This window comes from Lactobacillus sp. C449L (genome assembly GCF_059900815.1).
Window position 1 is genome coordinate 39,492 of record NZ_JBWXGA010000006.1, and the last position, 24,641, is coordinate 64,132.

Annotated in this window: 25 protein-coding genes and 2 tRNA genes; 5 read left to right on the forward strand and 22 right to left on the reverse strand. The window is 36.0% G+C overall.

All coding sequences use genetic code 11. From position 1 onward, the window contains the following. Positions 1–56: 56 nt before the first annotated feature. The 9 genes from AC2JF9_RS07780 to AC2JF9_RS07820 all read right to left on the reverse strand — a co-directional run bounded on the left by AC2JF9_RS07780 (position 57) and on the right by AC2JF9_RS07820 (position 9,288). The gene (locus AC2JF9_RS07780; RefSeq protein WP_500726666.1) at positions 57–458 is read right to left on the reverse strand and encodes a PTS sugar transporter subunit IIA; all 402 of its coding nucleotides are present in this window, start codon (positions 456–458) and stop codon (positions 57–59) included. Positions 459–511: 53 nt separating this feature from the next. After that, positions 512–1,330 carry a PTS system mannose/fructose/sorbose family transporter subunit IID gene (locus AC2JF9_RS07785; protein WP_500726668.1) on the reverse strand — a complete coding sequence of 273 codons (819 nt, stop codon included), beginning with the start codon at positions 1,328–1,330 and terminating at the stop codon, positions 512–514. Then, positions 1,317–2,231 carry a PTS mannose/fructose/sorbose/N-acetylgalactosamine transporter subunit IIC gene (locus AC2JF9_RS07790; RefSeq protein WP_500726670.1) on the reverse strand — a complete coding sequence of 305 codons (915 nt, stop codon included), beginning with the start codon at positions 2,229–2,231 and terminating at the stop codon, positions 1,317–1,319. The genes AC2JF9_RS07785 and AC2JF9_RS07790 overlap by 14 nt, the downstream gene beginning before the upstream one ends. A gap of 10 nt (positions 2,232–2,241) precedes the next feature. After that, complete coding sequence (locus AC2JF9_RS07795; RefSeq protein WP_500726672.1) at positions 2,242–2,730, reverse strand: PTS sugar transporter subunit IIB; 489 nt, start codon at positions 2,728–2,730, stop codon at positions 2,242–2,244. 138 nt (positions 2,731–2,868) lie between these two features. Further along, the gene (locus AC2JF9_RS07800; protein WP_500726674.1) at positions 2,869–4,035 is read right to left on the reverse strand and encodes an SIS domain-containing protein; all 1,167 of its coding nucleotides are present in this window, start codon (positions 4,033–4,035) and stop codon (positions 2,869–2,871) included. An 18-nt stretch (positions 4,036–4,053) separates the two neighbouring features. Continuing rightward, the gene (locus tag AC2JF9_RS07805; protein WP_500726676.1) at positions 4,054–4,770 is read right to left on the reverse strand and encodes a GntR family transcriptional regulator; all 717 of its coding nucleotides are present in this window, start codon (positions 4,768–4,770) and stop codon (positions 4,054–4,056) included. A gap of 272 nt (positions 4,771–5,042) precedes the next feature. Beyond that, positions 5,043–6,950, reverse strand: coding sequence for a glucose PTS transporter subunit IIA (locus AC2JF9_RS07810; RefSeq protein WP_500726678.1), 1,908 nt, complete (start codon positions 6,948–6,950; stop codon positions 5,043–5,045). Next, the gene (locus tag AC2JF9_RS07815; RefSeq protein ID WP_500726679.1) at positions 6,943–8,382 is read right to left on the reverse strand and encodes a glycoside hydrolase family 1 protein; all 1,440 of its coding nucleotides are present in this window, start codon (positions 8,380–8,382) and stop codon (positions 6,943–6,945) included. Before AC2JF9_RS07815 ends, AC2JF9_RS07810 begins: the two co-directional genes overlap by 8 nt. Before the next feature lie 120 nt (positions 8,383–8,502). Beyond that, positions 8,503–9,288 carry a MurR/RpiR family transcriptional regulator gene (locus AC2JF9_RS07820; protein ID WP_500726681.1) on the reverse strand — a complete coding sequence of 262 codons (786 nt, stop codon included), beginning with the start codon at positions 9,286–9,288 and terminating at the stop codon, positions 8,503–8,505. 135 nt (positions 9,289–9,423) lie between these two features. Between AC2JF9_RS07820 and AC2JF9_RS07825 the strand changes: the two genes are divergently transcribed. Together AC2JF9_RS07825 and AC2JF9_RS07830 are read left to right on the forward strand one after the other, a co-directional pair. Next, positions 9,424–11,010, forward strand: a complete 1,587-nt coding sequence (locus AC2JF9_RS07825; protein WP_500726682.1) for an ATP-binding protein — start codon at positions 9,424–9,426, stop codon at positions 11,008–11,010. Between the two features lie 2 nt (positions 11,011–11,012). Beyond that, a complete protein-coding gene (locus AC2JF9_RS07830) occupies positions 11,013–11,699 on the forward strand; it encodes a response regulator (protein WP_500726684.1) in 687 nt (228 codons plus the stop codon). Between the two features lie 51 nt (positions 11,700–11,750). On the opposite strand, the gene AC2JF9_RS07835 is transcribed toward AC2JF9_RS07830, so the two are convergent. The 4 genes from AC2JF9_RS07835 to AC2JF9_RS07850 all read right to left on the reverse strand — a co-directional run bounded on the left by AC2JF9_RS07835 (position 11,751) and on the right by AC2JF9_RS07850 (position 16,246). Continuing rightward, positions 11,751–12,749, reverse strand: coding sequence for an NAD(P)-dependent oxidoreductase (locus tag AC2JF9_RS07835; protein ID WP_500726686.1), 999 nt, complete (start codon positions 12,747–12,749; stop codon positions 11,751–11,753). A 15-nt stretch (positions 12,750–12,764) separates the two neighbouring features. After that, positions 12,765–13,844 (reverse strand): AEC family transporter, encoded by a 1,080-nt coding sequence (locus AC2JF9_RS07840; RefSeq protein WP_500726688.1) that lies wholly within the window; start codon positions 13,842–13,844, stop codon positions 12,765–12,767. A 160-nt stretch (positions 13,845–14,004) separates the two neighbouring features. Beyond that, entirely contained in the window at positions 14,005–15,402 is a 1,398-nt protein-coding gene (locus AC2JF9_RS07845) for a zinc ribbon domain-containing protein (RefSeq protein WP_500726689.1), read from the reverse strand. 40 nt (positions 15,403–15,442) lie between these two features. Beyond that, positions 15,443–16,246 carry a DUF6574 domain-containing protein gene (locus tag AC2JF9_RS07850; protein ID WP_500726692.1) on the reverse strand — a complete coding sequence of 268 codons (804 nt, stop codon included), beginning with the start codon at positions 16,244–16,246 and terminating at the stop codon, positions 15,443–15,445. Positions 16,247–16,510: 264 nt separating this feature from the next. Here AC2JF9_RS07850 and AC2JF9_RS07855 point away from each other — a divergent pair, with 264 nt between their 5' ends. After that, positions 16,511–17,473 carry a D-2-hydroxyacid dehydrogenase gene (locus AC2JF9_RS07855; protein WP_500726693.1) on the forward strand — a complete coding sequence of 321 codons (963 nt, stop codon included), beginning with the start codon at positions 16,511–16,513 and terminating at the stop codon, positions 17,471–17,473. 48 nt (positions 17,474–17,521) lie between these two features. On the opposite strand, the gene AC2JF9_RS07860 is transcribed toward AC2JF9_RS07855, so the two are convergent. The 3 genes from AC2JF9_RS07860 to AC2JF9_RS07870 all read right to left on the reverse strand — a co-directional run bounded on the left by AC2JF9_RS07860 (position 17,522) and on the right by AC2JF9_RS07870 (position 18,884). Beyond that, positions 17,522–17,788 (reverse strand): hypothetical protein, encoded by a 267-nt coding sequence (locus AC2JF9_RS07860; protein WP_500726695.1) that lies wholly within the window; start codon positions 17,786–17,788, stop codon positions 17,522–17,524. Between the two features lie 164 nt (positions 17,789–17,952). After that, a tRNA-Thr gene (locus tag AC2JF9_RS07865) sits at positions 17,953–18,025 on the reverse strand. A 100-nt stretch (positions 18,026–18,125) separates the two neighbouring features. Further along, on the reverse strand, positions 18,126–18,884 hold the full coding sequence (locus AC2JF9_RS07870; protein ID WP_500726697.1) for an NADPH-dependent oxidoreductase: 759 nt from the start codon (positions 18,882–18,884) through the stop codon (positions 18,126–18,128). A 137-nt stretch (positions 18,885–19,021) separates the two neighbouring features. On the opposite strand from AC2JF9_RS07870, the gene galE reads away from it, so the two are divergent. Continuing rightward, complete coding sequence (gene galE / locus AC2JF9_RS07875; RefSeq protein WP_500726699.1) at positions 19,022–20,014, forward strand: UDP-glucose 4-epimerase GalE; 993 nt, start codon at positions 19,022–19,024, stop codon at positions 20,012–20,014. A gap of 52 nt (positions 20,015–20,066) precedes the next feature. On the opposite strand, the gene AC2JF9_RS07880 is transcribed toward galE, so the two are convergent. After that, positions 20,067–20,366, reverse strand: a complete 300-nt coding sequence (locus AC2JF9_RS07880; protein WP_500726701.1) for a GNAT family N-acetyltransferase — start codon at positions 20,364–20,366, stop codon at positions 20,067–20,069. Between the two features lie 172 nt (positions 20,367–20,538). Between AC2JF9_RS07880 and AC2JF9_RS07885 the strand changes: the two genes are divergently transcribed. After that, the gene (locus AC2JF9_RS07885; RefSeq protein WP_500726702.1) at positions 20,539–21,225 is read left to right on the forward strand and encodes a B3/B4 domain-containing protein; all 687 of its coding nucleotides are present in this window, start codon (positions 20,539–20,541) and stop codon (positions 21,223–21,225) included. A 33-nt stretch (positions 21,226–21,258) separates the two neighbouring features. On the opposite strand, the gene AC2JF9_RS07890 is transcribed toward AC2JF9_RS07885, so the two are convergent. The 5 genes from AC2JF9_RS07890 to AC2JF9_RS07910 all read right to left on the reverse strand — a co-directional run bounded on the left by AC2JF9_RS07890 (position 21,259) and on the right by AC2JF9_RS07910 (position 24,633). Continuing rightward, entirely contained in the window at positions 21,259–21,621 is a 363-nt protein-coding gene (locus tag AC2JF9_RS07890) for a DUF956 family protein (protein WP_500726704.1), read from the reverse strand. A gap of 6 nt (positions 21,622–21,627) precedes the next feature. Further along, positions 21,628–22,542, reverse strand: coding sequence for a PTS system mannose/fructose/sorbose family transporter subunit IID (locus AC2JF9_RS07895; protein WP_500726706.1), 915 nt, complete (start codon positions 22,540–22,542; stop codon positions 21,628–21,630). Between the two features lie 27 nt (positions 22,543–22,569). Continuing rightward, the gene (locus tag AC2JF9_RS07900; protein WP_500726708.1) at positions 22,570–23,376 is read right to left on the reverse strand and encodes a PTS mannose/fructose/sorbose transporter subunit IIC; all 807 of its coding nucleotides are present in this window, start codon (positions 23,374–23,376) and stop codon (positions 22,570–22,572) included. A 17-nt stretch (positions 23,377–23,393) separates the two neighbouring features. Then, on the reverse strand, positions 23,394–24,398 hold the full coding sequence (locus AC2JF9_RS07905; protein ID WP_500726710.1) for a mannose/fructose/sorbose PTS transporter subunit IIA: 1,005 nt from the start codon (positions 24,396–24,398) through the stop codon (positions 23,394–23,396). A gap of 162 nt (positions 24,399–24,560) precedes the next feature. Further along, positions 24,561–24,633 (reverse strand) — tRNA-Asn (locus AC2JF9_RS07910). Positions 24,634–24,641: the final 8 nt, after the last annotated feature.

Consider the following 24,641-nt stretch of genomic DNA (forward strand, 5'->3'; position numbering starts at 1 on the left):
AAAAAACCTAACCCCAGAAAGTCACTACTAAGATTAGGTTTTTTTATTTTTTAAATTTAATTTTTCATGTTGGCTAGCATTTCATTAATATCAACCATGCCTGCTTTTCCAGCCGTAATATAATCAGAATCCATACCACTCATTTGACTGTTAAGCCATTCAATTACTAGAGGTAAATTCATCCCCGAAATTAGGTGTATTTTTTTACCGTCCATAATCAATCTGCTTACTACATTGGCTGGTGTACCACCCATCAAGTCAGCAAAAACAGTAATGTCCTCATCGCTAGTTCCGACTATTTCGTCTTCAAATTTCTTTTTGAAATCATCAGGACCCTCAGAAGGAAGCAAGCATACTGCACGAACATTTTCTTGTTCACCCATAATTAACTCGGCACTCGCCTTCAATCCTTCTGCCATAGAACCATGACTAATTAAAATTAATTTTTTCTCTGCCATTAGAATCTTTTTCCTTATAACACAATGTGATACTAGTTTTTAGGAATCACAGCCTAAATTTTGGCAATGATTCCTGTACCTCCTAGAATAACACAAAGTACTAAAACAATTAAGATTGCTTTTGTAGAAGTCATGCCCTTTTTACCTAAAAGCCAGTAAACAAAGCCAACAACTGCAGCAGGCAGCAATTTTGGAATAATCAGATCTAAGTTATTTTGGATATTCATCGATACCTTACCAATTTGAGGTACCCAAGCAAACTTAATGTTCACCATTGTGGCTACTAAAGCACCAACCATGAATACACCCAGTACAGTAGCTGAATCAGTCAGTGCATTAAGGCGGTCACGCATGTCAGTTACAAGCGAAACCCCTTGTTCATAAGCAAAATGTAATTGTTGCCAACGGAATACACAAATTAACAAGCAGGCTACTACCCAAATGACTACACCAATCGGATTTCCTTGGGTAGCCATTGAAGCAGCCAAAGCACCGAAAATTGTTGGAATCAATGATGCAAAAATTGAGTCACCAATCGCAGCAAATGGACCCATCAAGCCGACCTTCATACTTGTAACGGTGTCCTTACCTTCAATACCTTCGTTTTCTTCAACTGCAAGGTCTATACCGGTAATGATCGTATTGAAAAAGTTAGAAGTGTTAAAGAACTGCATATGTGTCTTCATCATTTCTTTTAATTCAGGAGTATCGTCACCGTATATTTTCCGTAACTGAGGCAAAATCGTGTATAAATACCCACTATTCTGCATTCTCTCATAGTTCCAACCTAGCTGATAACCAAACAAAGATCTACGGTTAATTTGCTTAAAGTCCTTATCAGTTAATTGATATTTTGGTTTAGAGTTCGTCATCAGTGATCTCTCCTTCATTATTATCATTTACACTTGCATTATTACTTTGTTCTGCCGAACTTTGAGCTGATCCTTTAGTAATTGGAATACTCTTATAATGCAAAATTGCTAAAGCCAGACCAATCATCGCAATTGCTAACATTGGCAAACCATTGAAGATTGCCGAAAAGCTCTTGTTAACTGCTGCAATACCAGTGCCCAAAGTTTGAATACTCGTAAATAGTACCGAGAAAAGCGTTGTAACGGTAAACCCAAGAATTAGGTAAGCCGCATGTTTTTTAACTGGTAAGTAACGTAGTAAAATTGCAAAGCCGACTGCTGGAAGTGTAGCTCCAGCTACAGTCAGTCCTTGACCTAACCATAGGAAGTCTCCATTTAAGGCGTTAGCAATTGTCTGAACTAGTCCTTGACCAAATGCTAAAGCGATAAATACCGGAATTGCACGTGACAGTGACCACGGAAGTGCTCCGTAAAGAACATTTCTTTCAACTGCCTTATAATTAATTTTATCTTGATCAATTAAGTGATCAATTCGGTGTGAAAAGTATGTATTAGCGAATCTTGCTAAGACATCCAATTCAACCATAATTGCAGCAACCGGGACAGCAATTGACGAAATAGCTGCCTGAGGACTCATACCCTTGACAGTTGTTGAAAACGCAGTTGCCAAAACAGTACCGGTTGTTGCATCAATTCTTGAAGCACCACCAAAAGTACCTACACCTAAGACCATCAGCTGCATTGAAGCACCGATGACCAACCCGGTTTGCATGTCTCCCATAATTAGACCAGCAATCAAGCCAGCCCCAACAGGAGTGTTTAAAGATGAATAAATTTGTAATTCATCAAGAATTTCTAAACCTGCATACAATGTAAGCAGTAATATTTGCCACCAAGCCATTTTGTTCCTCCTACTTTATTTTTTCATCAATTAGTTTCATTACATCAGCTGCATCAACACTTGGATTCAACTGCGCAATTATTTCGACACCTTGATTGGCGATTTCCTTAAGGGTTTTAACATCATCGGCATTAACACTTACTTGTTTAGTTAATTCGGTAGTATCATCCTTTTTTGACATATTACCAACATTTAAAGTGTCAAATTTAATGCCAAGATTAAGAAGATCTAAAAACGGTTTAGGCTTTTTAGCCACAAGGAAAACCCTTTGTTTGCCGTAGCGATTATTTCTTAAATGATCAGCAGCAACTTCGGTTGATAAAACACTTAATTTGGTTGTCATTGGTGTAGCCATTCTCAGGCCGCTTTTTTGGATATCATCCTTAGCTGCTTTTTCATCAAGAACGATAATACGCTCCACCTGCAACTTTGGTGTCCATAAATTTGCAACTTGACCATGAACTAAGCGTTCGTCAACTCTTGCACCCACAATATTCATATAATCTTCCTCCATATCTTACAAAGATATCTAGACTTTATATTAAAACGCTTTCACTATTATGATAAGGTACCTACCAGTTTTTGTCAATTAACTATTTAAATTTAACCGCTTTTTTTGCAAGGGCACTTTTATTACTTAGTTAAATTCGTGAATTGTCACGCCTTTAACCACGCGGTTGACCGTCCCAGTTGGTGAAGGAGTATCAGGCTTATTGTTCACCTTGATAGATGTCAAAAGCGCAACTGTTTGACCAAACATGACATCAGGTAGAGCTAAATAAGCGTCAGGCAAAAGCTTCTTTTCAGAAAAGGTAAATGAAGCGCCTGAATAGTTTTGGCCTTCCTTTTCTTGACCTACCGCCATTACTAATGGGACAATCTGATCATCTTTAATTTCATTTAAGATATCAAGATCATATTGTCTGGTATATGAATTGTTAGATACATAGTCAAAAACAATCGTATTGCTATTTAAAAATGACTTAGGGCCGTGCCGCAAGCCCATCGAAGTGTCAAACAGTGCTGCAACTTCACCAGCAGTCAATTCCAAAATTTTTAGACGAGTTTCCTCAGCCAAGCCGCCAAGACATCCGCTTCCGATATACACAATTCGATTAAAATCAGTGTCAACTAGTGATTGGATTTCAGCTTCACGATTAATTACACTCTGACCCATTTCAGCTATTTGATCAATAATTTCTTTTTTCTCGTGATCAGTTAGTGTATCAAAGACAAGCAAGGCTGCAAGACTCATACATGAAAATGAACCTGTCATCGCAAAGCCTTGATCTAATGACTTTTCGGGCATTAATAATACCAGACCAGTAGCATCTCCTTTTAAGTCTTGAGCTAATTTTCCTTCAGGGGCACAAGTAATCGCAACTTGGTACAAATTTGTGACCATTTTTTTAGCTAATTCGACAGTTGCTACTGATTCTGGAGAATTACCACTACGCGCAAACGAAACTAAGATAGTTGGTGTGCTTTTTTCCAGATAGTCTTCAGGCGTTGATACAATTTTGGTTGTATCGATAGCTTCAAAATTGTATTTACTTCTATCTCCATGTTTTTGTAAATATGGTGTTATGGTATTGCCAACATAAGCACTAGTACCTGCACCCGTGAAGATAACTCTAACTTTTCCCCATTTTTGGTTAATTGTAGCTAAAAACTCATCTATTTCAGACTTTTTTTCTTGATAAATAGACCATGTTTGTTGCCATAATTCTGGTTGCTGTTCTATTTCGCGTGTAGTGATTTTTGCTCCCAGCTGTTCTAATTCTTTATTTGTTTTTGAAAACACTTTTTAGCCTCCTAGAAATTAAATTAAATTATTGTATTGTTTCGAGCGATAGATAAACTTGTCTCCACGTGCAAACGAAATCGTAAACTCAATGGGAATATTTTTATCATTGATAGTTTTACGAAAAATTTTCAGACTCGGAGATCCAACTTTTTCGCTTAAAAATTTGCTTTCCTCTTCATTCAAACTGACTGCTTGCACGTCTTCAAACGCCATTACACTAGTCTGATCATACTTGCTTTTCAATACACCATATAAAGTTGTCTTTTCTAAATCATTAATGTTTAGTTCTGGAAAAAGTTTTTCTGGCAAATACGTCGTACTATAAATGTGAGGCTCATTATCAGCCAAGCGAAGTCTGATTAGCTTATAAGCTTTTTCATTAGACTTTAAGTTCAGTTGATCAGCAATATGTTGATCGGGAATGATTAAATCGAGACTGCAATTCTGAGTAGATGCCTTTTTTCCCTCTCGGGTCATTTCTTCTGAGAAAGAGTACATTCCTCCAATGTTAGTCTGACTAAGAAAAATGCTTGATACAAAAGTTCCTTTGCCATGTAGCCGATAAATTAACCCGCGTCCTTCCAAGTCTTGCAACGCTAGTCTGATAGTGTTTCTACTGACTCCATACTTGACTAATAATTGGCGTTCGCTGGGCAACTTCTCATTTGGCTTCATTTCTTTTATTTGCGTCTCTAAGTTGTTAATTACCTGTTGGTAAAGTGGCTTGCCCATTGCATCTCCTCCTTTTGTAACTGGTTGATACCACTTATGAGTTTAGCAAAGAAAGCGGTTAATTGCAATTCTAATTGAGTTCATATGTCATTTTTAAATAATAACTATATCGATTATTCTAAAACAGGTTCTAGTCGTTTCATTTTAAAAAACCACCAGAATATTGATTCTGGTGGCTTTTCTTAAGTCTTTTTGTGTTACTTCTCCAATCTAGGCTTCTAAACTTCATATATTGATTTAGTATGGATGTTTTAAAAACTACTTAGTAATAATTATTTCAGTTTCATTGAAATAACAATACTACCGTTATTAATATGCTTTTCAACAGGATCAATTTTAGATGCTAATTTATCTGTTGATGTAACTAGTGTAATCACAATTGGGTCTTTATCTGCGGCTTTTATTTGATTGATGTTCATTGTTCCTAGTTGTTGTCCTGCTTTCACAAGATCATTTTCTTTTACCATAATATCAAATGGTTTGCCTTCAAGTTCGACCGTATCTATACCCAAATGAAGTAGTACCTCTAAACCATTACTAGTTCTAAAACCTACTGCATGCTTTGTACTAAAAACCGCTTCTACTACTCCGCTAACAGGTGAATATATGTTGCCATTGTCTGGAATGATAGCAAAACCTTCGCCTAGATTTTTTTTAGCGATTAACTCGTCATTTACTTTTTCAAGTGGAACAACTTTACCCGTAGCTGGAGCATAAATATACTCAAGATTGTCTCTATCAACTTTTTCGTTATCTTTTGATTCTTCATTTGATGTGGAAATGCTATCTTGGAATAAAACATTTTGTTCCCTGCTTTTATCCGATTTAAGCAAAATTGTGGTAATAACAAAGCTAGCTATTATTCCTGTTAGCCAAGTAATAACACCACAGGTAAAATTCGTAGTAGGATTCTTACCTACAAAATATGAAATCAATGAAATAAACCCAGGAGCCATCAAGGCTCCTTGTTTAATATGAAGTAAACCACCAACTAGTCCACCAATTGCACCCCCTGAAATTGCTCCAATTAATGCGCGACGGTATGGAAGCAAAAATCCGAAAATAGACGGTTCAGTAATTCCCATCAAACCAGTGAAACCTGCAGAAAACCCTTCACCTTTAGTAATTTTCTTTTTACTAAATACTGCGACAGCAAGCGCCGCAGCACCCATTGCAGCATTACTTGGCAGAGCCGCTGGATAAATTAATGTATCATAACCAAACTCCGCAACGTTATTCATTGCTATTGGAACAAATCCTTTATCAATGCCAAACATAACAAGGATTGGATTTAACGCACTATATAAAGCAAAAGCTAGCCAGTTGGCCTTGGCACTAAGCCAATTAAAGCATCCAGCAATACCGAAACTAATCGAATTACTGATTGGTCCGATAATAACTAAAGTAAGCGGTGCAGCGACTAAAATTGAAATCAGTGGAGTAAAAAAGTATGTTATTTCTTTTGGCATAATTTTATCAACTAATTTATAAATAAATGCAAGCAATAATACACCTAATATGGAAGTCAATAACGTTCCGTTATACTGCATTTTGGGCAACTCAATTCCTAGAAAGCTCAAGCCTGCAACATTATTTATATCTCCAAAAGTTAGAATTGCACCTAAAAATGCACCCATTGCGGCTGGGATTTTTAATTTAGCAGCAGTTTGAAAACCTACAAAAATTGGGATGTAGTAAAAGCCGGCAGATGCAATGCTAGTTAAAACAATCGCAGTTCCACTTTTTGGATTCAAACCGAAGAAGGTTTTGCACATATTAAGAATTGCTAATAAAAACCCAGCTGCCACAATTACCGGCATAATTGGCAGAACTACTCCGCTAATAAAGTCAAGTACTTTGGATAAGACACTTTTAATAGTTATTTTTTCATTTACCGCTTTCTCTTGATTAGTTTCCTTTTTTAAGTGCAAATAAGGTATTAAGTCGTTATAGAAACTGTCCACTTTAGTTCCAATAAAGCTCTGAACCTCATTTCCTTTAATTACAACGCCTTTAATTCCATCAACTTTTTCTAAACTATTTTTATTGACTAAAGATGCATCAATTACCACAATTCGTAACCTAGTTGCACAGTGATAAACATCAGAAATATTTTCTTTGCCACCAACCGAATTCAGTATGTCACTGGCAATTTGCTTAAAGTCTCTTTTCTCAGTCATTTTTTGAACTCCTATCAAAATACATGTCAATGAAGTTGCGGTACCAGTAGTAGCTCTTTTTTGGCTTTAAAACTAGATCATTGTCAAAATCCACTCTAATCAAACCGTATCGCTTTTCATATCCATTAATCCAACTGTATAAATCCATTGCGGACCAATGGTAATAGCCACGCACATTAACCCCTTCTTCCTTAGCCTTCAGTAAATATTGCAAAAATTCCAAAGTTAACTCAATACGGTTATTGTCTTCAACATATCCACTTCCATCAGCCTTTTCATAACCACCATGTCCATTTTCTGTAATCATGATTAGTGAAGGATTATATTTTTCTTGTACTTCTTTTAAAGCAGTGTACATTACTCTAGGAATTTCTTCGCGTCCCCACTCATTTCTTTTAGCATCAGGATCAAATGAAGACTTAAAAATATTTTTTATTCTAATTCCTTCTTTTATCTTGCTCCGATTGCCTTTATTGTTATGAAAAACTTTTGTTTCATCGTCCGTTCCATCTGTTAAATATTGTCGGTTATATACATTTAGTCCTAAGAAATCAGCTTTACCTGTAGTTAAAATATCCTCATCTTTGTCTTCACTATACAAAATGCAATTGAAGTAATTAAGTACCTCGTTAGTTTCTTCTGGCATTCTCCCCTGTAAAGCTGGGCATAATATTTGTCGATTATAAAAAAAATCACCAATTAATTGAATTTTTTCCTTGTTTTTAGTTACGGGATCTATTTCTACATTCCCATTATCATGAACAACTCCAATGATTCCATCAATTTTTAAATCGTGAAAAACTTTAACAGCCTTAGCACTTCCAATCATTAAATTATATTGATACTGAAAATATGATTGAAAATCTAGGTGACGATTTGGCGGATAGTTGCCCACTATATTGACACAATAACTGTAATATCTAGGCTCGTTTATTGTTGACCAAACTTTCACACGATCGCCAAAACTTTCAAAACAAACTTTTGCAAAATCTGCAAAATAATCCGTCATTTTTCGGTTTAGCCACCCCCCCTGAAGAGCTAATTTATACGGTAAGTCATAATGAAATAAAGAAACATTTGGCTCTAGCCCTTTTTTTATTGCATAATCGATTACATGATTATAAAAACTTATTCCTTTTTGATTTACTGTCCCTGTTCCTTCTGGTAGGATTCGATCCCAGGCTATTGAAAATCTGATTGTATTTTGGTGACCAGCTGATAACAAATCAATGTATTCTTTATATTTATGATAAAAATCGGAAGCAATATCTCCATTTACATTATTAACATTTAAATTGCTGTAGTGATTAAAGTAATCCCATTCGCCGAGACCTTTGCCATCTTCATTCCAAGCACCCTCGCATTGATACGCAGCAGTTCCAGCTCCCCACAAAAAGTCTTTATCTTTATATACCTCCGCAAATTTTCTCATTAATGTTCCTCCTTGCTTTTGTTTAAATTAATTAATAGCGCTATCTACATTGCTATATTAACAACTTAAAAAAAAGCAAGTAGTTCAAAAAATGAACTACTTGCTTTTTAAACAAAATGCTTACTTAAATAATGAAACGTAACGTAGAAAAATCTGGTCAAACAAATACGTAATTCCGTATTTTCCATATATACCAAGATAATCTTCCGAAAAGCTCTTTTTACTAATATAGAAAATATGATCATAACTTTTCGTCAATTCTTCATTTTTGTTTCCAGTAATAATTATCTTCTCTCCTGGAAGCACTCGTATGACGTCATTCATTATTTCAGCATACTTACCTGATGTAGAAACTGTGATTAACAAAGAACTAGGTTCTACTGATTCTAAGTACTTATTAGTGCGATATTTTTGATCCAAAACAACAACTACTTTATTTGCATAAATCATTTCTTGCTGAAATTTGATTAGTGTACTACTTGTATTGTTAGCACATAACAAGATAATCTTATTATGTGCTTTTATTTTCTTTACAATCTCATCTAAAGATTTGCCAGTAAAAGTTGAGTTAATGTCATCAAGCATTTCTTTAATCATTTTTGTCAATTGTAAATTATTTATTTGGTAATCTTCAATAGTGCGGTGCCGAATATCACTTGGGAAAATTATTTTTGAAAAAGAGGATTTCAAATCAACCAAACTTGAATACCCTAATTTTTCGCAAAACCTCCGGACTGCCGAACGCGAAACAAAAGCATTATCAACGATTTCGTTAACAGTAACTTTATCTAGACGAGAAATATTTTTTACTAAATAAGATGCAATTGCATGGTTTCCACTATCATAATGAGAATTAATTAGTTCACTAAGTGAGTTCAGTAACCCTAAATTATTAACATTGGTCATTTTCTATCTCCATAATTTCTTTGCTTAAGTATATCCTATTTTTAAACATATCTAGGCAAAAATTTATACTAAAGAATTCCTTTAATGTAGTTTATACTTGGGATAAAATCATCTTACTAAATAAGGAATAGATAAATGCTCCATAAATCACACATTACGCTTAAAGCTAAAACTATTTTTTTGGTTCTTTTAACGGTACTTATTTTTGTCTTAGCCGCAGGCGGTATCGCATCATATAATGTTGAACAAAATCAGAAAAAAACTATTAAAGAGGAAATCAACAGTATTGCTAAGATAGTTTCCAGTAGTCAGAACGTTAAAACAGCACTATCGAATAAGAAAAAACCCACAAAAAGTAATTCCATTCAAAAATATGCTACGCAAATTACCACTGCTACACATGTTGATTTTATCGTGGTTTTAGACCAGAACTTTGTTCGATACTCTCATCCTGCTCAAAGTTATATTGGCAAAAAGTTTAGTTCACCAAGCGATGCTAAAAAATCCAGTAACGGAAAGGTTCACTATTCTCATCGTAAAGGAATATTGGGCTCCGGTTATCGCGTTTTTCGTCCAATTTTTGATAATCAGCGACAAGTTGGCATGGTTTGTGTAGGCCTAACTGATAAATCAATTAACCAAGCAATTTTATCCGCACAGAAATCAGTTATCATTGGTTCCTTTGTTGCTTTAATAGTAGGTATTGTTTTTGCTCTCTTTTTAGCAGAACGAATTAAAAAGTCTCTGTTTGAAATGGAACCAGACGAAATTGCCACTAGGTTAACCGAGCTTTATGCTATTATGGATAGTATTGATGAAGCCTTGATTGCAATTAATAATCAAGGAATTGTGATTACAGCAAATTATCTAGCTAAAAAGACTTTTTCAGCCGTTAAAGTAGGCAGTCAAATTGACAGCACTCTAACTAACTTGATATTCTCTAGTGACCAATCAACCACTAAAACAAATGAACCGGTTTTAATTAACGCAAAAGAGTTTATTGTTTCAACCAATCAGCTAATTTACGAAAAGAAAAATTATGGACAAATTGCGCTTTTACAGGACCAGTCTAAATATCAAAAGCTGTCCGAACAACTCGCTGGGAGTGAGCAATATATTCAAGCATTGCGGGCACAATCACACGAGTTTTTAAATAAATTGCAAGCCATATATGGCATGATTGAATTAAAACAATACGATAACGTAGCCAACTTTATTGACCAAGTTAATCAAAATTATCAACAAGAATTTGGTCAATTAAACCACCAGATTGAATCACCTGCTTTAGTTGGTTTTTTAACGGGTAAAATAAACCAAGCTAGAGAGCAAAAAGTCGCCTTAATCGTAACCCGCGATTCTCATCTCCCGCAAGCAGTAGTTTCGGATCAGCTAAATCTTGATTTGATCAAGATTCTGGGTAACTTGATTGATAATGCCTTAGCTGCAATCAAAGATACTGGTCAAATAACCTTAGGAATTAATTATGATTACGAGAGCTCTACCCTTATTATTGAAGTCACAGATGACGGAAATGGTATTTCGTCTGAAGCTAAAAAGCATTTATTTAAGCAAAAATACTCAACTAAAGGCACAAACCACGGATATGGCTTGATATTAATAAAACAAATTATCAATAATTATCAAGGATACATAGAAATATCTGCTAATCAGCCTCACGGTAGCTGTTTTTATATTGAATTACCATTAAAAGAGAGGAAGTAAGCATGTTAAAATTCTTAATTGTTGAAGATGACCCTATGGTTAGCTCAATCAATAAGCAATACTTGCAAAAAATAGTACCTGCGAAAGACTTGAAAGTTTACCAAGCTGAAACTGCAAGTCAAGCACTTTCAATCACTAAACATGATTTTCTTGATTTAGTATTACTCGACATATACTTGCCCAAAACATCAGGAACTGACTTGCTTACCCTGTTTATTAAAAATGATCTTCATCCTAATGTTATCATGCTGTCAGCAGCAAAGGACAGTAATAATATTAACCAAGCGCTTAACTACGGCGTACTCGATTATCTGGTTAAACCTTTTTCTTTTGACCGCTTTCAAAAAGCCATCAATCATTTTTTAAACTGTAATACCGTTTTAACTCAAAACCGACAGCTCTCGCAAAACCAACTGGATCAAATTTTTGTGACTGGAAATGTTGATACAAAAACTAATTTTGACGACTTACCTAAGGGGCTCTCAGCCTTTTCATTAAATAAGATAAAAGCAATCATTGCTGAGCTACCCGAATATTTTTCTAATCAAGACGTCGCGCGCAAATCTAAACTGTCTCGCATTACTACCAAGAAGTACTTAGATTATCTTGAAGAAAACAACCGATTAACTTCAAAGACCCAGTATTTAAAAGTTGGACGGCCAACGAAGATATATAAATCAAACATTTAAAAAAGCAAGCTATTTTTATGAATAGCTTGCCTTTCTACTTTGATTATTTAATTATCCTAGTTTAACGTCATTATCAGTTTTGCCTGTCTCAAGTACTTGGTGAAAATTCTCGTAACTAACAGCAATCATGTCAGTTAATGCTGGACTGGTATATGAACCGATATGTGGCGTTAATATTACTTTGGGATATAAGTCTACTAATTTTCTAGTCAACTCGTTTGTAATATTACCTTTAAAGTCGTGACCTAGTACTTCAGCTTCATCTGGCAGGACATCACTGGCAAAACCGGCAATCTCTTCTTCCTTAATAGCAGAAATAATTGCCGAATAATCGGCTAGCTCTGTTCTAGCGGTATTGACTAAAACTGCAGATTTTTGCATTTTTCCCAAAAAATCAGCATTGATCAAATTATCATTTTGACCTGGGAAATATGGTACATGGACTGATACAATGTTGGACTTTGCTAGCAGCTCATCTTGATCAACAAACTCCACATACTTTTTTGCAAAATCACTTGGATAAGGATCATAGCCTAAAACTTTAGCACCCATTCCTTGATACAGTTGTGCTTCTGTTGCACCAATCCGACCGGTTCCGATAATTCCTATTGTACTAGAATGGACTTCTCCTGAAAAAGTTGCAGTTGAAACAGTAAAATCGCCTTGTTTAGTATGGCTAGTTGCCAAAGCAGTGTGCCTAAAAAGCATCATGCCTAAAGTCATTGCCAATTCCGCCACCGCGTACGGTGAGTATGCTGGTACGCGAGCAACTTTCATATCAAACCTTGCTGCAGCTTCTAAATCAATGTGATTAAAACCAACAGTTCTAGTGAAAACATATTTAATGCCCCACTCATTTAACTTAGCTAAATTTTGCGCATCAGCTTTGCAGTTAGCCCGTAATAATACTCCATCAGCTCCTTTAGCCGTTGCAATATTTTCATGAGTCAAAAGCTCAGGCTCTAACTGCAGATCATAATCATATTTATTCAGCTTTTTGAAGTAATCTACTTCATTTTCACGTACACCATAAGCAACAATCTTAAACATAATAAAACCTCCTAGTTAATGGAATAAGCCAATTTGGCTAAGAACACCAAGCAGTGCAATCCAAAATGGCATGGCAATCACAGCCAAAATCGTTGAAACGAACGAAGCGTTTGATGACAAAACCGCTTCTCGGTCAAAACTGATTGCATAAGATGAAGCAACTGCAGCGGTCGGCGTAGCCATCATAATGATGATAGTTCCTAAAGCAACATAGCTTACTGGCAAAATATTTGTTGCATCTAGAACTAACAGAATAAATAAATTTAATAATGGAACCAAAATTACCTTATTGAAACTATAGTACCATGAAGTCTTATTCGAAGCAGCCTGTTTAAACGAGGTTGAGCCCAAGGTTGAACCTATCGACAACCAAGCTAACGGAGAAGCCAAGTTAGCTAAGTACTGCATTGGTTTATATAGCCAAATAGCAGTTTGATCAATTCGATAAAATGCAACCTTAATCAACGGCGCATCAGAACTAATTACCCCGTTAACAGCTTGTTTTACAGTTATTTGCGGCATATAATTTTGCGCAAGCCACATAATTAAGCCCAAGAAAGTAGCAATTACTACTGGATTAAGAAACATCTTTTTAATATTGCTTGCTTTCATTTTTAACCCAGACATTTTAATATAGGCATAAGAATAAAGAAAAATTCGGTAGCCAATATTAAAAATGGAACTATACATAATTCCCTTGTCACCAAATACAGCTCCTACAATTGGTATACCAAAGAAAGTTGTAGAACCAAAGGTAGTCAAAATCGCTAAAACATCACGTTTATCTTTAGGATACTTAGCATAGGAAATGGGCGTTACTATGATTAGAATAATATAAATTACAATTCCCCAAATTAGAACATTCATCCCTTGTGAAAAAGTTTCAGTATTAATTGGCTGCATAAATGAGTTAAAGGCCAGCGCTGGTAAGGCAACGGTTAAAACAACTTTGGACAAAGTCTTGCCAAATTTTTCCGTAAAAATATTTCGCTTACGTAAATAAAAACCTAGCAGAATAATAAAAATAGTCGAAGTAATTGAACTGACTATTGCCGAATTAGAAAATGTTACTTGGATCGCTTTCGCAATGCTCATTGTATTCCTCCTACAAATTACGTTTTTCACAAATAATTTTAGTTTATATTTGTGATATTGATAACATTAGTAAACTAATGTAACCTTTTGTAACTTATGAAAATGGAATACGTTTTTAATTTAAAGAAAAAGCGTGTCGTTACCGACGCGCTTTTTCGCCTTAATTATTGTACTTTTTATCACTGATGATCTTTCCATTACCAATTGACTTAATCAGCTGTGAACTACTATCTTCATCTTCTTCGCTATCCTGACGGAAAATTCCGCCTGAATATAGCAAGACTTGCTTATGCTCATAGTCTTCATGCTCAAAAGTATAAGTTATCTTATAGATAACATTACTACAGTTGTTAGGTGCCGGTGTTATCGAAACAATCGAGCACTCCATGTTGTAGTCGATTATTTCATCATTGTCATTAAAGTTACCTATTTGTTCATGGAGCTCTTGATAGCCTTTATTTTCAGCTCCTCCTACGAAAGCATCTTCATCCGGAGAATTAAAATTGTCTTGCAACAAACGTTCGGCATCTTCATGAGAAATTAGTCCAGGCCATTCAGGTTTAATCAAATTACTGCTACTGTCGTTATCATCATTAAAGCCCAGATCATCATAATCAATTACTTTAGACTTGATTGCTTTACCATTAACTTTAATAACGACATAAATTTTCATATCATCAGTTGCAGGGTATTCTTTAAAAGTTTCAGTGCCTTTCTTATTCAATGTACCAACCTTGTTTTCATTAATAAAAACAGAAGCACCAGGGACACTTTTTATCATGAAATTAGTTGTCCTAATGTTCATACTAATTGCATCGTTAGAAAAAATATTCGCATTTTTATCAGCGGACAATTTGTGTCCTGATGCAGTTGATTTCACTATAATATGGTATTTTCCCGGAAAAAGTGGAGCCGTCTTTTTGTAATATTCCTGTCCACTTCCGTCAACCCCGCCAACTTTTTTACCGTTAACATAAATTGTTGAATCAGCATGATTAGTTTTAATTTGCGGACTAAAAGTCTTAAAGCGTAAAGTGTATTTAGGGAAAAACAACAAATAACGGCCCGATTTGACTAAGGAAATATCATCATAATTATCTCCATATTTGAGAGCTTCTGCTATTTTATCTGCTTCACCACTGTGTTCATAGTAATAATTTTGTGTTGGCTTCAAAGCCGTGTTAGTCACGCGAACAGCAGGATTATCTGATGTGACATATTGTGCTAAATTTTGGCGCGGGTTTTTTAAGTATGCCGTAATTTGGTCAACCTGGTTTTTTCTTTGATAGTGGTTAGATCCCCAAGCATAAAAGGCAATAAATACAGCAACTAAAACCCCAAGACAAACAAGAATAATCTTAGTTCGCTTTTTCATCGGTTGGTGATTATTTGCTGTACCCGTTGTACTTGTTGCTACAACTTCTTTTTGATCTTGATCCGCACGGTATTTTTCTCGGCTTTTTTTAGGTTTAGTTATCTTGGTACCACAATTTGCACAAAAATCTTCATTCGGTTTAATTGGTTTTCCACAATTGGGACAAAATTCAGTTTTACTCATTTTTTCACACTATTCTACATTACGCTATTAATTAAAAGAACTACTGGTTAATATATGCGCGGATAAAGGAATTAAAAATAATTGAATTCATGATTGCAATGCAAACAAAAATAATGGCAAAAGCAATTAACGCGCCAAATACTCTATCGCGCATAGCTTTCGAGTCTGATAATAAAGTCACTGACTGTCCAATTAAAAACAAGGTTAGCATCACAAAAATTAAAATCAAAGTGAATCTAATACTGTTAAGACCCAACATCATTAGTACGAAAAAAACTGCTGATAAAATCAAGTTTAAGTTACTGGCATGAACACTATGATTAACAAAAGCAAGCACCTTGGGCTGACCACCGTAAATAAATTTGTATGCCACAAAATTACTGCCAATAACTATAACTTCAAAGATTAAGATAATCATGAACACCCGGAAAATAATACTAAATGAAATATCGTAATTTCCTATGCTTCGTATGTCTGCACCAAATTGGTTTGCAAAACCAGCTGCTCCCGTAATCAGTGATTTGGCAAAGAAATATAATCCCAAAATAAACAAAAAATCTTCTATTAAAATAGTTACCCAGCCATACCAACTCTCAGCACCTGAACCGCTTTGAGCAGGGTTTTTCCATGATTCAACTAGCCATTGCCAGTAACTTTGAAAATTACTGCCAGAGTTTGTTTGGATGTTGGCATTTTGAACTTCAACTGGGGTTTCTTGAACTTGAACGTTTTCGCCCTTACTGGTTTCTTGTTCAACAATTACTTCACGTAAATCAGTTCCACACTTAGTGCAAAAATTAACACTTTTTTCCATTAAAGCGCCGCACTGAGGACATTTTTTCATTCCTAACTCCTTCTTTACTTAACTGAGGTATTCAGCTTTTTTTGCTGCTTAATTAATTATAAAAATTTCCCACTTTTTCTTTTTTATAAAATATTAACTATACATAAACTAGTCAAAATAGCAACATACTAAATAATTGTAGAATTATTCATAAACACTGTCAATTGCAATATCTCGTTGATTATATTGCTACAAACGTCTTTTGTTCTTTTAAATATGTAGTAAACTAGAAAGCAAGAAAGTTAAGTATATGAGGCTAATAAAATGAAAATTGTGAATTTAGACAGCTACGCTTTAAACCCAGGCGATTTAGAATGGACACCCCTTAAAAAATTAGGTAATTGTACCTTCTATGACCGAACACCCATTGATGATGACAAAGAGATTTTAAAACGAATTGGTGACGCTGAAATTGTATTAACTAATAAGACACCATTAGATAAAAAGACAATTATCTCGGCTCCAAATTTGAAATATATTGGCGTCACCGCAACCGGCTACAACATTGTCGATATCAATGCAGCTCGTGAAGCTGGCATCCCTGTTACAAACATTCCCACTTATGGCACCGATGCTGTAGCCCAGTTTACATTTGCGCTTTTATTAGAAATTACCAGTCAAGTTGGCTTACACAACAATCTTGTTCATGAAGGACGCTGGACAACAAACCCTGATTTTACTTTTTGGGTAAAGCCATTAATGGAACTGAAAGGTAAAACTATAGGCCTGATTGGTTTTGGTAGCATTGCTAGAAAAGTTGCCGAAATTGCCTGCGCATTTTCGATGAACGTGATTTTTTACAACCACCGACCGAAAACTGGAATTCCAGACTATGTAAAGCAGGTTAGTCTTGATGAACTTTATCAGAATGCCGACATTATTAGTCTGCATGTGCCACAAGTTCCTGAAACAACCGGAATAATCTGCCGAGAATCAATTGCCAAAATGAAAGACGGTGTCATTCTAATTAATACTGCTCGTGGTGGTTTAATAAATGAAGAAGATGTTGCGCAAGCTTTAAACAATGGCAAAATTTCAGCTGCTGGCATCGATGTTGCACAAAAAGAGCCTATTCCTGCTGACAGTCTATTATTAACAGCTAAAAATTGTTATATTACGCCTCACATCGCTTGGGCACCGCGCGAAACACGGAATCGGCTATTAGAAATTGCAATTGATAACTTAAAAGCTTTTCTGAATGGCAACGAGATAAACGTTGTAAATTAACCACAAAAAAGCCACATCTTTATTGATGTGGCTTTTTGCTGTTAAAAATTACTTCTTTTCTTTGCCATGCACTATAAACTTATAGACTGCAAAGTAAAGTCCAACCATTAGGCCAGCCTGGATTATTCCAGTAATAAGAAATATAGGGTTTAAAATTGAAAAAGCGGTTCGGGTATAGTAAAGCAAAAGTAAGGGGCCAAAAATAATCAGAAAAGCTGCTGGTAATACAAACTTATTAATCTGTTTAAGGTAATCTTTTTCTTCAAATTCAATCAGTGCCAACAACAAAAGCAGTATTAAATAAATCCAAATCATAGCTGTTTCCTCCTTGAATTAAATCATACTACCTATTCATTGCTAATGATACGTAATTATCAATTAATTTGCTCTGAAATAACTACAATGCCAAAAATAACCTTGACTATTTTCCACAAAAAACAGATAAATCAAGGTTAGTGAATTTGAATAATTCTTCTAAATGCTGATTGCCAGAATCGAACTGGCGACCTTTTCTTTACGAGGGAAACGCTCTACCAACTGAGCTAAATCAGCAATTTTTGCAACATTCAAATTATACCAAAACTCAAAAAGTCATGCAATGAATGCATGGCTCTCCTCCATTTATTTTATTAAATAAGCGCATATTTTTAGCTTATTTCCAATCTAAGCACAATTCTTGTTGATGTAAAACTTTCGTTAGCTGGTCTCGATCAATGACTCTGTCGTTCAGTTTATCACCAGTAATTTGTTTAGTGAATGAGTCAATTCGTTTATTAGAATCACGCAAATCGTAATAAGTTGTCACTACGTCATCGTAATTACGTAATTTTTTTACAGCAAAATCACGGGGATAGTTATTTTCAAAGGTTGTAAATTCTAGTGGTAGTCGTGGCTTCAACTGTGGCTTTTGATCAGGAACACCAACCTGCATCCCCAGCGCCGGGAAAGTTAGTTTAGGTAAATCCAATGCAGCCAGCATCTCTAAGGGATGATCATTAATTGTCCCCAAAGGAACATAACCTAATCCTAAGCTTTCTACCGCGTTTGCAACATTTTGCCATGCTAAAAGTGTATCATCCATCCCTTGGAAAAAGATATCTGTTGTATGAACACGACCATCGTCTTTGCCTAACTGCTGGCGAATTTGCTGATTACGATACAAGTCAACAAGGAAAATAAATAAATCACCCTGAGCTCCTACATATTTTTGATTGCACAATTCCCTAATCTTAGCTCTTTTGCCTTTATCAGTTATATGTAAAAGTGTTGCGTTCTGCATGAACATACTGGTAGCCGTATGCTGAAAAACGGTATACAAAGTCTCCAATTGTTCATTACTTAATTTTTGGTTTTTAAATTTACGAATTGATCGATGACTAATTTGGCTGTCAATTGTTGAATTATGAATCATCTTACTTACTTCTTCCTGATTTTAAAGAGTCCGTTAAATTATTACGATTAGACCCATTATAGCAGAAAAAAATTAAACATCTGATGGAGAGCTATGCTAAAATCAATTTAGATACTATATATTCAATGGAGGCAAATATGCGCATATTAGTCGTTGGTGGTGCTGGCTATATTGGCTCAAATGCAGTAAGAGAACTAGTCAAGCAAGGTTACGATGTTGTAGTTTTGGATGCACTGTATACCGGACACCGAAAAGCTGTTGACCCAAAAGCAAAATTCTATCAAGGAGATATTGAAAATAGGTTTTTGGTAAGTCAAATTTTGCGAAATGAAAAAATTGATGCAGTAATGCACTTTGCTGCATATTCACTTGTTCCTGAATCTGTTAAAAAGCCGCTTAAATATTACGACAATAATGTATCGGGAATGATTACTTTACTTGAGGCAATGACGGATGCAAGCGTTAAGTATCTCATCTTTTCTTCAAGTGCAGCAACTTATGGTATTCCTAAGAAACTACCAATTACTGAAGACTCTCCACTTAATCCAATTAATCCATATGGTGATACTAAAGTAATGATGGAAAAAATAATACATTGGGCAGACCAAGCTGATGGCATCAAGTCCATTGCCCTGCGCTACTTCAATGTTGCTGGTGCGTCTGATGACGGTAAAATCGGTGAAGATCACGCGCCTGAAACGCACTTGATTCCTAATGTTTTACGCAGTGCAGCTTCTGGCGACGCTAAGTTTACTATTTTTGGAAACGACTACAATACTAAAGATGGCACTAATGTCCGTGACTACGTTCAGGTCACTGACTTGATTGACGCACATATTCTTGCTTTGCGGCACTTAATTAAAACCAACCAATCTGATGTTTTTAATTTGGGCACTGCGCGCGGCTATTCCAATATGGAAATTTTGCAAGCAGCCCGCGAAGTCACTGGTATTGAGATTCCTTATATTATGGGGCCAAGACGTGAAGGCGATCCGGATAGCTTAATTGCTAACTCAACTAAAGCTAGGACTGTTTTAAACTGGCAACCTAAACATGAATCCGCGCAAGAGTTGATTGCTAGCGCTTGGAAATGGCACCAAACTCATCCAAATGGTTATGCAGATAAATAAGAAAATTAAAAAAACTCATTGGCAAGATCAACTTTCACCTGCTAGTGAGTTTTTACTTGTTTTCATTAATAAGTATATATAAATCCATATCGCAAAATTTACCGTGGTGCTTTACTTCGTCTTTTAAAAGCGCCACATGCTCGAAACCTAATCGTTTGGCAATTGCTTTGCTTGGCATATTATTGCAATCCGCCAAAATCTTAACTTGATGCAAATCAAGTTCTTTAAAAGAAATTTCTATCAGTTTACGAACTGCTTGTGTCATAATTCCATTGCCTTGATATTTTTGAGCAAGCCAGTATCCAATCTCCGCACTCTCATTTTTCCATTTAAGATTGTGCAAATCAATCATTCCTGCTGGACGGATTATTGACTAGAACTACTATTAACGAATTGAATTATGAACTTCTTTATTATAAAATATGAAAGAATTAAACATATAGCGCCACCGGGCGTCAGCACTTCGTAAACTCTTTAGGTCTTAGTAGAGTTTACAAAGTGCTCTTTTTTTAGGAGGAATTATCATGAAATCACTTATTGTTGACCAAGAATTTTGGCAAATTTTTCCAGATGCGCAGATTTTCACGCTAACTCTAAATGGTGTTAATAATCATGTTCCAGCAGATCCAACTAATTACCAGCAACTCTTAGACCAAGCCTCAGCAAAAGCTAAGTCGTTTTTAGTTAAGCCAGATTTTAAAGAAAACGAAATTATTGCAGAATGGCGCGAAGTTTTTAGCCAGTTTAAAAAGAAAAAGGGTGCTCGCGCTTCAATTGAAGCTCTATTAAAACGTATTAATCAAGGTAAAAAACTTAATACTGTCAATCCATTGGTTGATATTTATAATAGTGTGTCACTGGAATATGGCGTTCCATGTGGTGGAGAAGATCTTAATAAGGTTGACGGAACCATGCACTTAGGAATCGCTAATGGTAAAGAAAAATTCTATCCAATTGGAACTGACAAAAATGAGCCTCCACGTCCAGAAGAGATTATTTACTATGATCAAGCCGGCGCCGTTTGTCGATCACTTAATTGGCGTGATGGTGAAAGAACCGAGTTAACTGAAAATACAACCAAAGCAATTTTAATTATTGAAGGAATAACTAAACAGCAAAAAGTACGGGCTCAAAATGCTATTGCCGCATTACAAGAAGAGATCAATGTACATTTAGGTGTAAGTGGTACAATTCAAGAGCTTTCTATGTAAAAAGGAGCTTTTAAGTAGTTAAAAGCTCCTTTATTATCGGCCAGAAAATTTTCTTTTTATATTCTGCCACAAACTAAGTGCCTGTCGCATATGATCTGCCGGTACATAGTTACGAATTGCTCGTAATGTCCTTTTATTATTCTTAGTTGTAAAAATAAATGTACCATTAGTTTTTGTGCGAATTTCAAAGCGAGGAATATAGTGACCCCGAAAATGCACGTCAGCTACTACATAAGTTATTTCGTTCCATGGAATTTGTACGTAGTCAGATAAATTGCGATCATTATAAAACTCCAATGCTTTATCGCCAATCATTACTTTGCCATACACTGCTACCGCTCTATACCAGGTAGCTGCTGACGTTAAATCGACTTTTGTGTTTTGTGATTCAACCATTTTAAATTAGATAATGTGTAGTACATGTAAAAGAACACCAACGATAAAGATTGCAATAATAATGATAATTGGTGAAACTTTTTTCTTTAGTAACCACATACATAGGAAGGTCAAAAGCAATCCTGCTAAACCTGGAATCAAACTATCCAAGTTGTTTTGCAAGGTAGTGACCTTAAATTTAGTTAGCGACAAACCATTTGCCTGACCAATCAGAGCCTGTTGAATTCCCTTTGCTCCAGCAGGTAGGCTGTTCCAGTCGATGTAGCCACCCTTTTGAACCGGAGTTTGCGAAACGATTGGAGTAAATTTAATGTTTACCCAACGCTCAATTAAGGAGCCTAACACAAACATTCCCATCATAGAAGCGCCACGGGTCACTTTTTGCAAAAGACCGCCAGACATATCATTGGTAATTGCAGAACCTGCACGATAGCCGAATTCTTGCGTGTACCACATAAAGGCAATTCTAATCACGTTCCAAAGAACAAAGAACAAGATTGGTCCAAGAATATTGCCTTGAATCGCCATTGAAGCACCTAAGGCACCTAAAATTGGTCGCACCGTGTACCAGAAAACCGGATCACCAACACCAGCCAAAGGCCCCATCATTCCAACCTTGACACCTTGAATTGCCTCATCTTGAACTTCGGCACCATTTGCTTTATCTTCTTCTAGTGCTAAAGTAACACCTAAAATTGGTGAAACAAGATAAGGGTGGACATTGAAAAACACTAAGTGACGCTGCAAAGCAGCTGACATATCATCCTTATTAGGATATAACTTTCTTAGCGCTGGAATCATTGAATAAGCATAACCACCATTTTGCATTCTTTCATAGTTCCATGAAGCCTGTAAAAATTGTGAGTGCCACATAACATTGAAGCGGTCGGCTTTAGTTAATTTGAATTTTTTATCAGCCATAATAAAATCCTCCTCTTAAATATCACTCTAATAGTCATCAATGATATCGCCGAGTGGATCGCCGGTACCTTCATCACTTGAACTAGACTTACTGCTGCCGCCCTTATCTTCAAGAGCTAAATACATCACAGCCATTGCTAAACCGATTGCACCAAGAGCAATTAATGTTAAATCCTTGATAGCTGCAAGGGCAAAACCAATTGCAAAAAATGGCCATACTTCACGACTAGCCATCATGTTAATAACCATTGCGTAACCAACGGCCACAACCATAGCACCACCAAGTGACATGCCTTCACTGAGCCATGCTGGCATTAGTCCAAGCCAATACTTAACTGTTGAAGCCGGAATCGCTAACAGCAAAGCGGCTGGAATGGCAATTCTTAGTCCTTGCAAGCAAACATCAACCCACTGCCACATATTAATCTTACGCCAATTGCCTTGCTTGGCATCAGCATCCATGATATGAACAACACCGGTTGAGATGGTTCGTACAATCATGGTCAAAAACAATCCAGCAACAGCTAGTGGCATTGCAATACCAGTAGCCATACCAATTCCCTTTGTGCCTTGTCCACTTTGAACCAAGATGATTGCTGAAGCAACAGATGCTAAAGCAGCATCTGGCGCCACAGCAGCTCCAATATTAGCCCAGCCTAAGGCGATCATTTGTAAGTACCCGCCTAGCATAACACCCAAGTCCAAGTGACCAGTAACCAAACCGATCAATGTACAAGCAACTAAAGGTTGATGAAATTCCCATTGGTCTAGGATACCTTCCATACCTGCTAGAAAGGCAACTAGAACAACTAAAATCATTTGAATAGCATTCATTTTTTGCTCCTACTTTCTTATTTTTTTTGTTCATCAAGCAAACTTTGGGCTTTACTTAAAATAGCATCCATGTTGCCCTCTTTATCAGTTGGAACTTTCCTAACATCAAACTTTACTCCCAGTTTTTCAAGTTCATGGAAAGTATCTACATCTTCTTGGTTCATCGACAAAACATTATTGGCATTAACGTCACCAACACTATATGACATCGAACCAACATTTACTGTTTCGATATTAACCCCAGCTTTAATTACACTTAAAACGTCTTCAGGATTCTCAAACAATAACATTGCATGAGTATTACCGAAACGAGGATCTTTTGCAATTTCAATCATTTTATTGATTGGTACAGTGTGTGCTTTAACTCCTGCAGGTGCTGCCTCTCGAATCATACTCTTACGCATTTCATCTTTAGCAACACGATCAGATACTACAATAACTCGGTCTGGGTGCATCGTTGGTATCCAGCCTGTAGCAACTTGCCCATGCAATAAACGTGAGTCAATTCGAACTAAAACAAACTTGATATGACCATCTCCAACAACTGTCCCTTCGGGAATAGACTTCTTAGTTTCAGTCACTTCAGAATTCGAAACCGAAGAAGTTTGCAACTTCGGCATCAAGTCAGATGGTTTAGTCTTAATACCATCCTGAGCCGGCTTGACAATTGCTGTAGCAACTTCTTTAGCAGACAATGCTGAATTTGTCATTCTCTGAGTTAAAGCCTCTACAACCATTGGTAAGTTCATACCAGCAACAACAGCCCAATTTGGATGCTTCTCAAGCAAACCACTGGCCTGATTAAACGGTGTGCCACCCCATAAATCGACTAAAAGCAAAACTTCATCTTGACTATCAAATGAAGCAATTGCTTCTTCCATTTTGCTTTTAATATTTTCTGGCCCTTCTTCAGGTGTCAAAATAACATGTGCAAAATTGTCTTGTTCACCAAATAGCATTTGTGCTGATTGCGCAATACCATCGGCAAAACCACCATGGCTGGCTAACAAAATTCCTACCATGAGATTTCCTCCTTTAGATAAAAACATATCCGATAATGTTGTACAATGAAAGTGTTTCTTCGTCAAGTTAACTAACAAGTTTTTAATATGAAGTAACTATTATTTTAATAATAAAACCAAAAAAGAGAGGACCAGTAAAGGTCCTCTCTTCTTTATTACTTGCTCCGGCTGTCAGACTCGAACTGACGACATCTTGATTAACAGTCAAGCGCTCTACCAACTGAGCTAAGCCGGAATATTAAA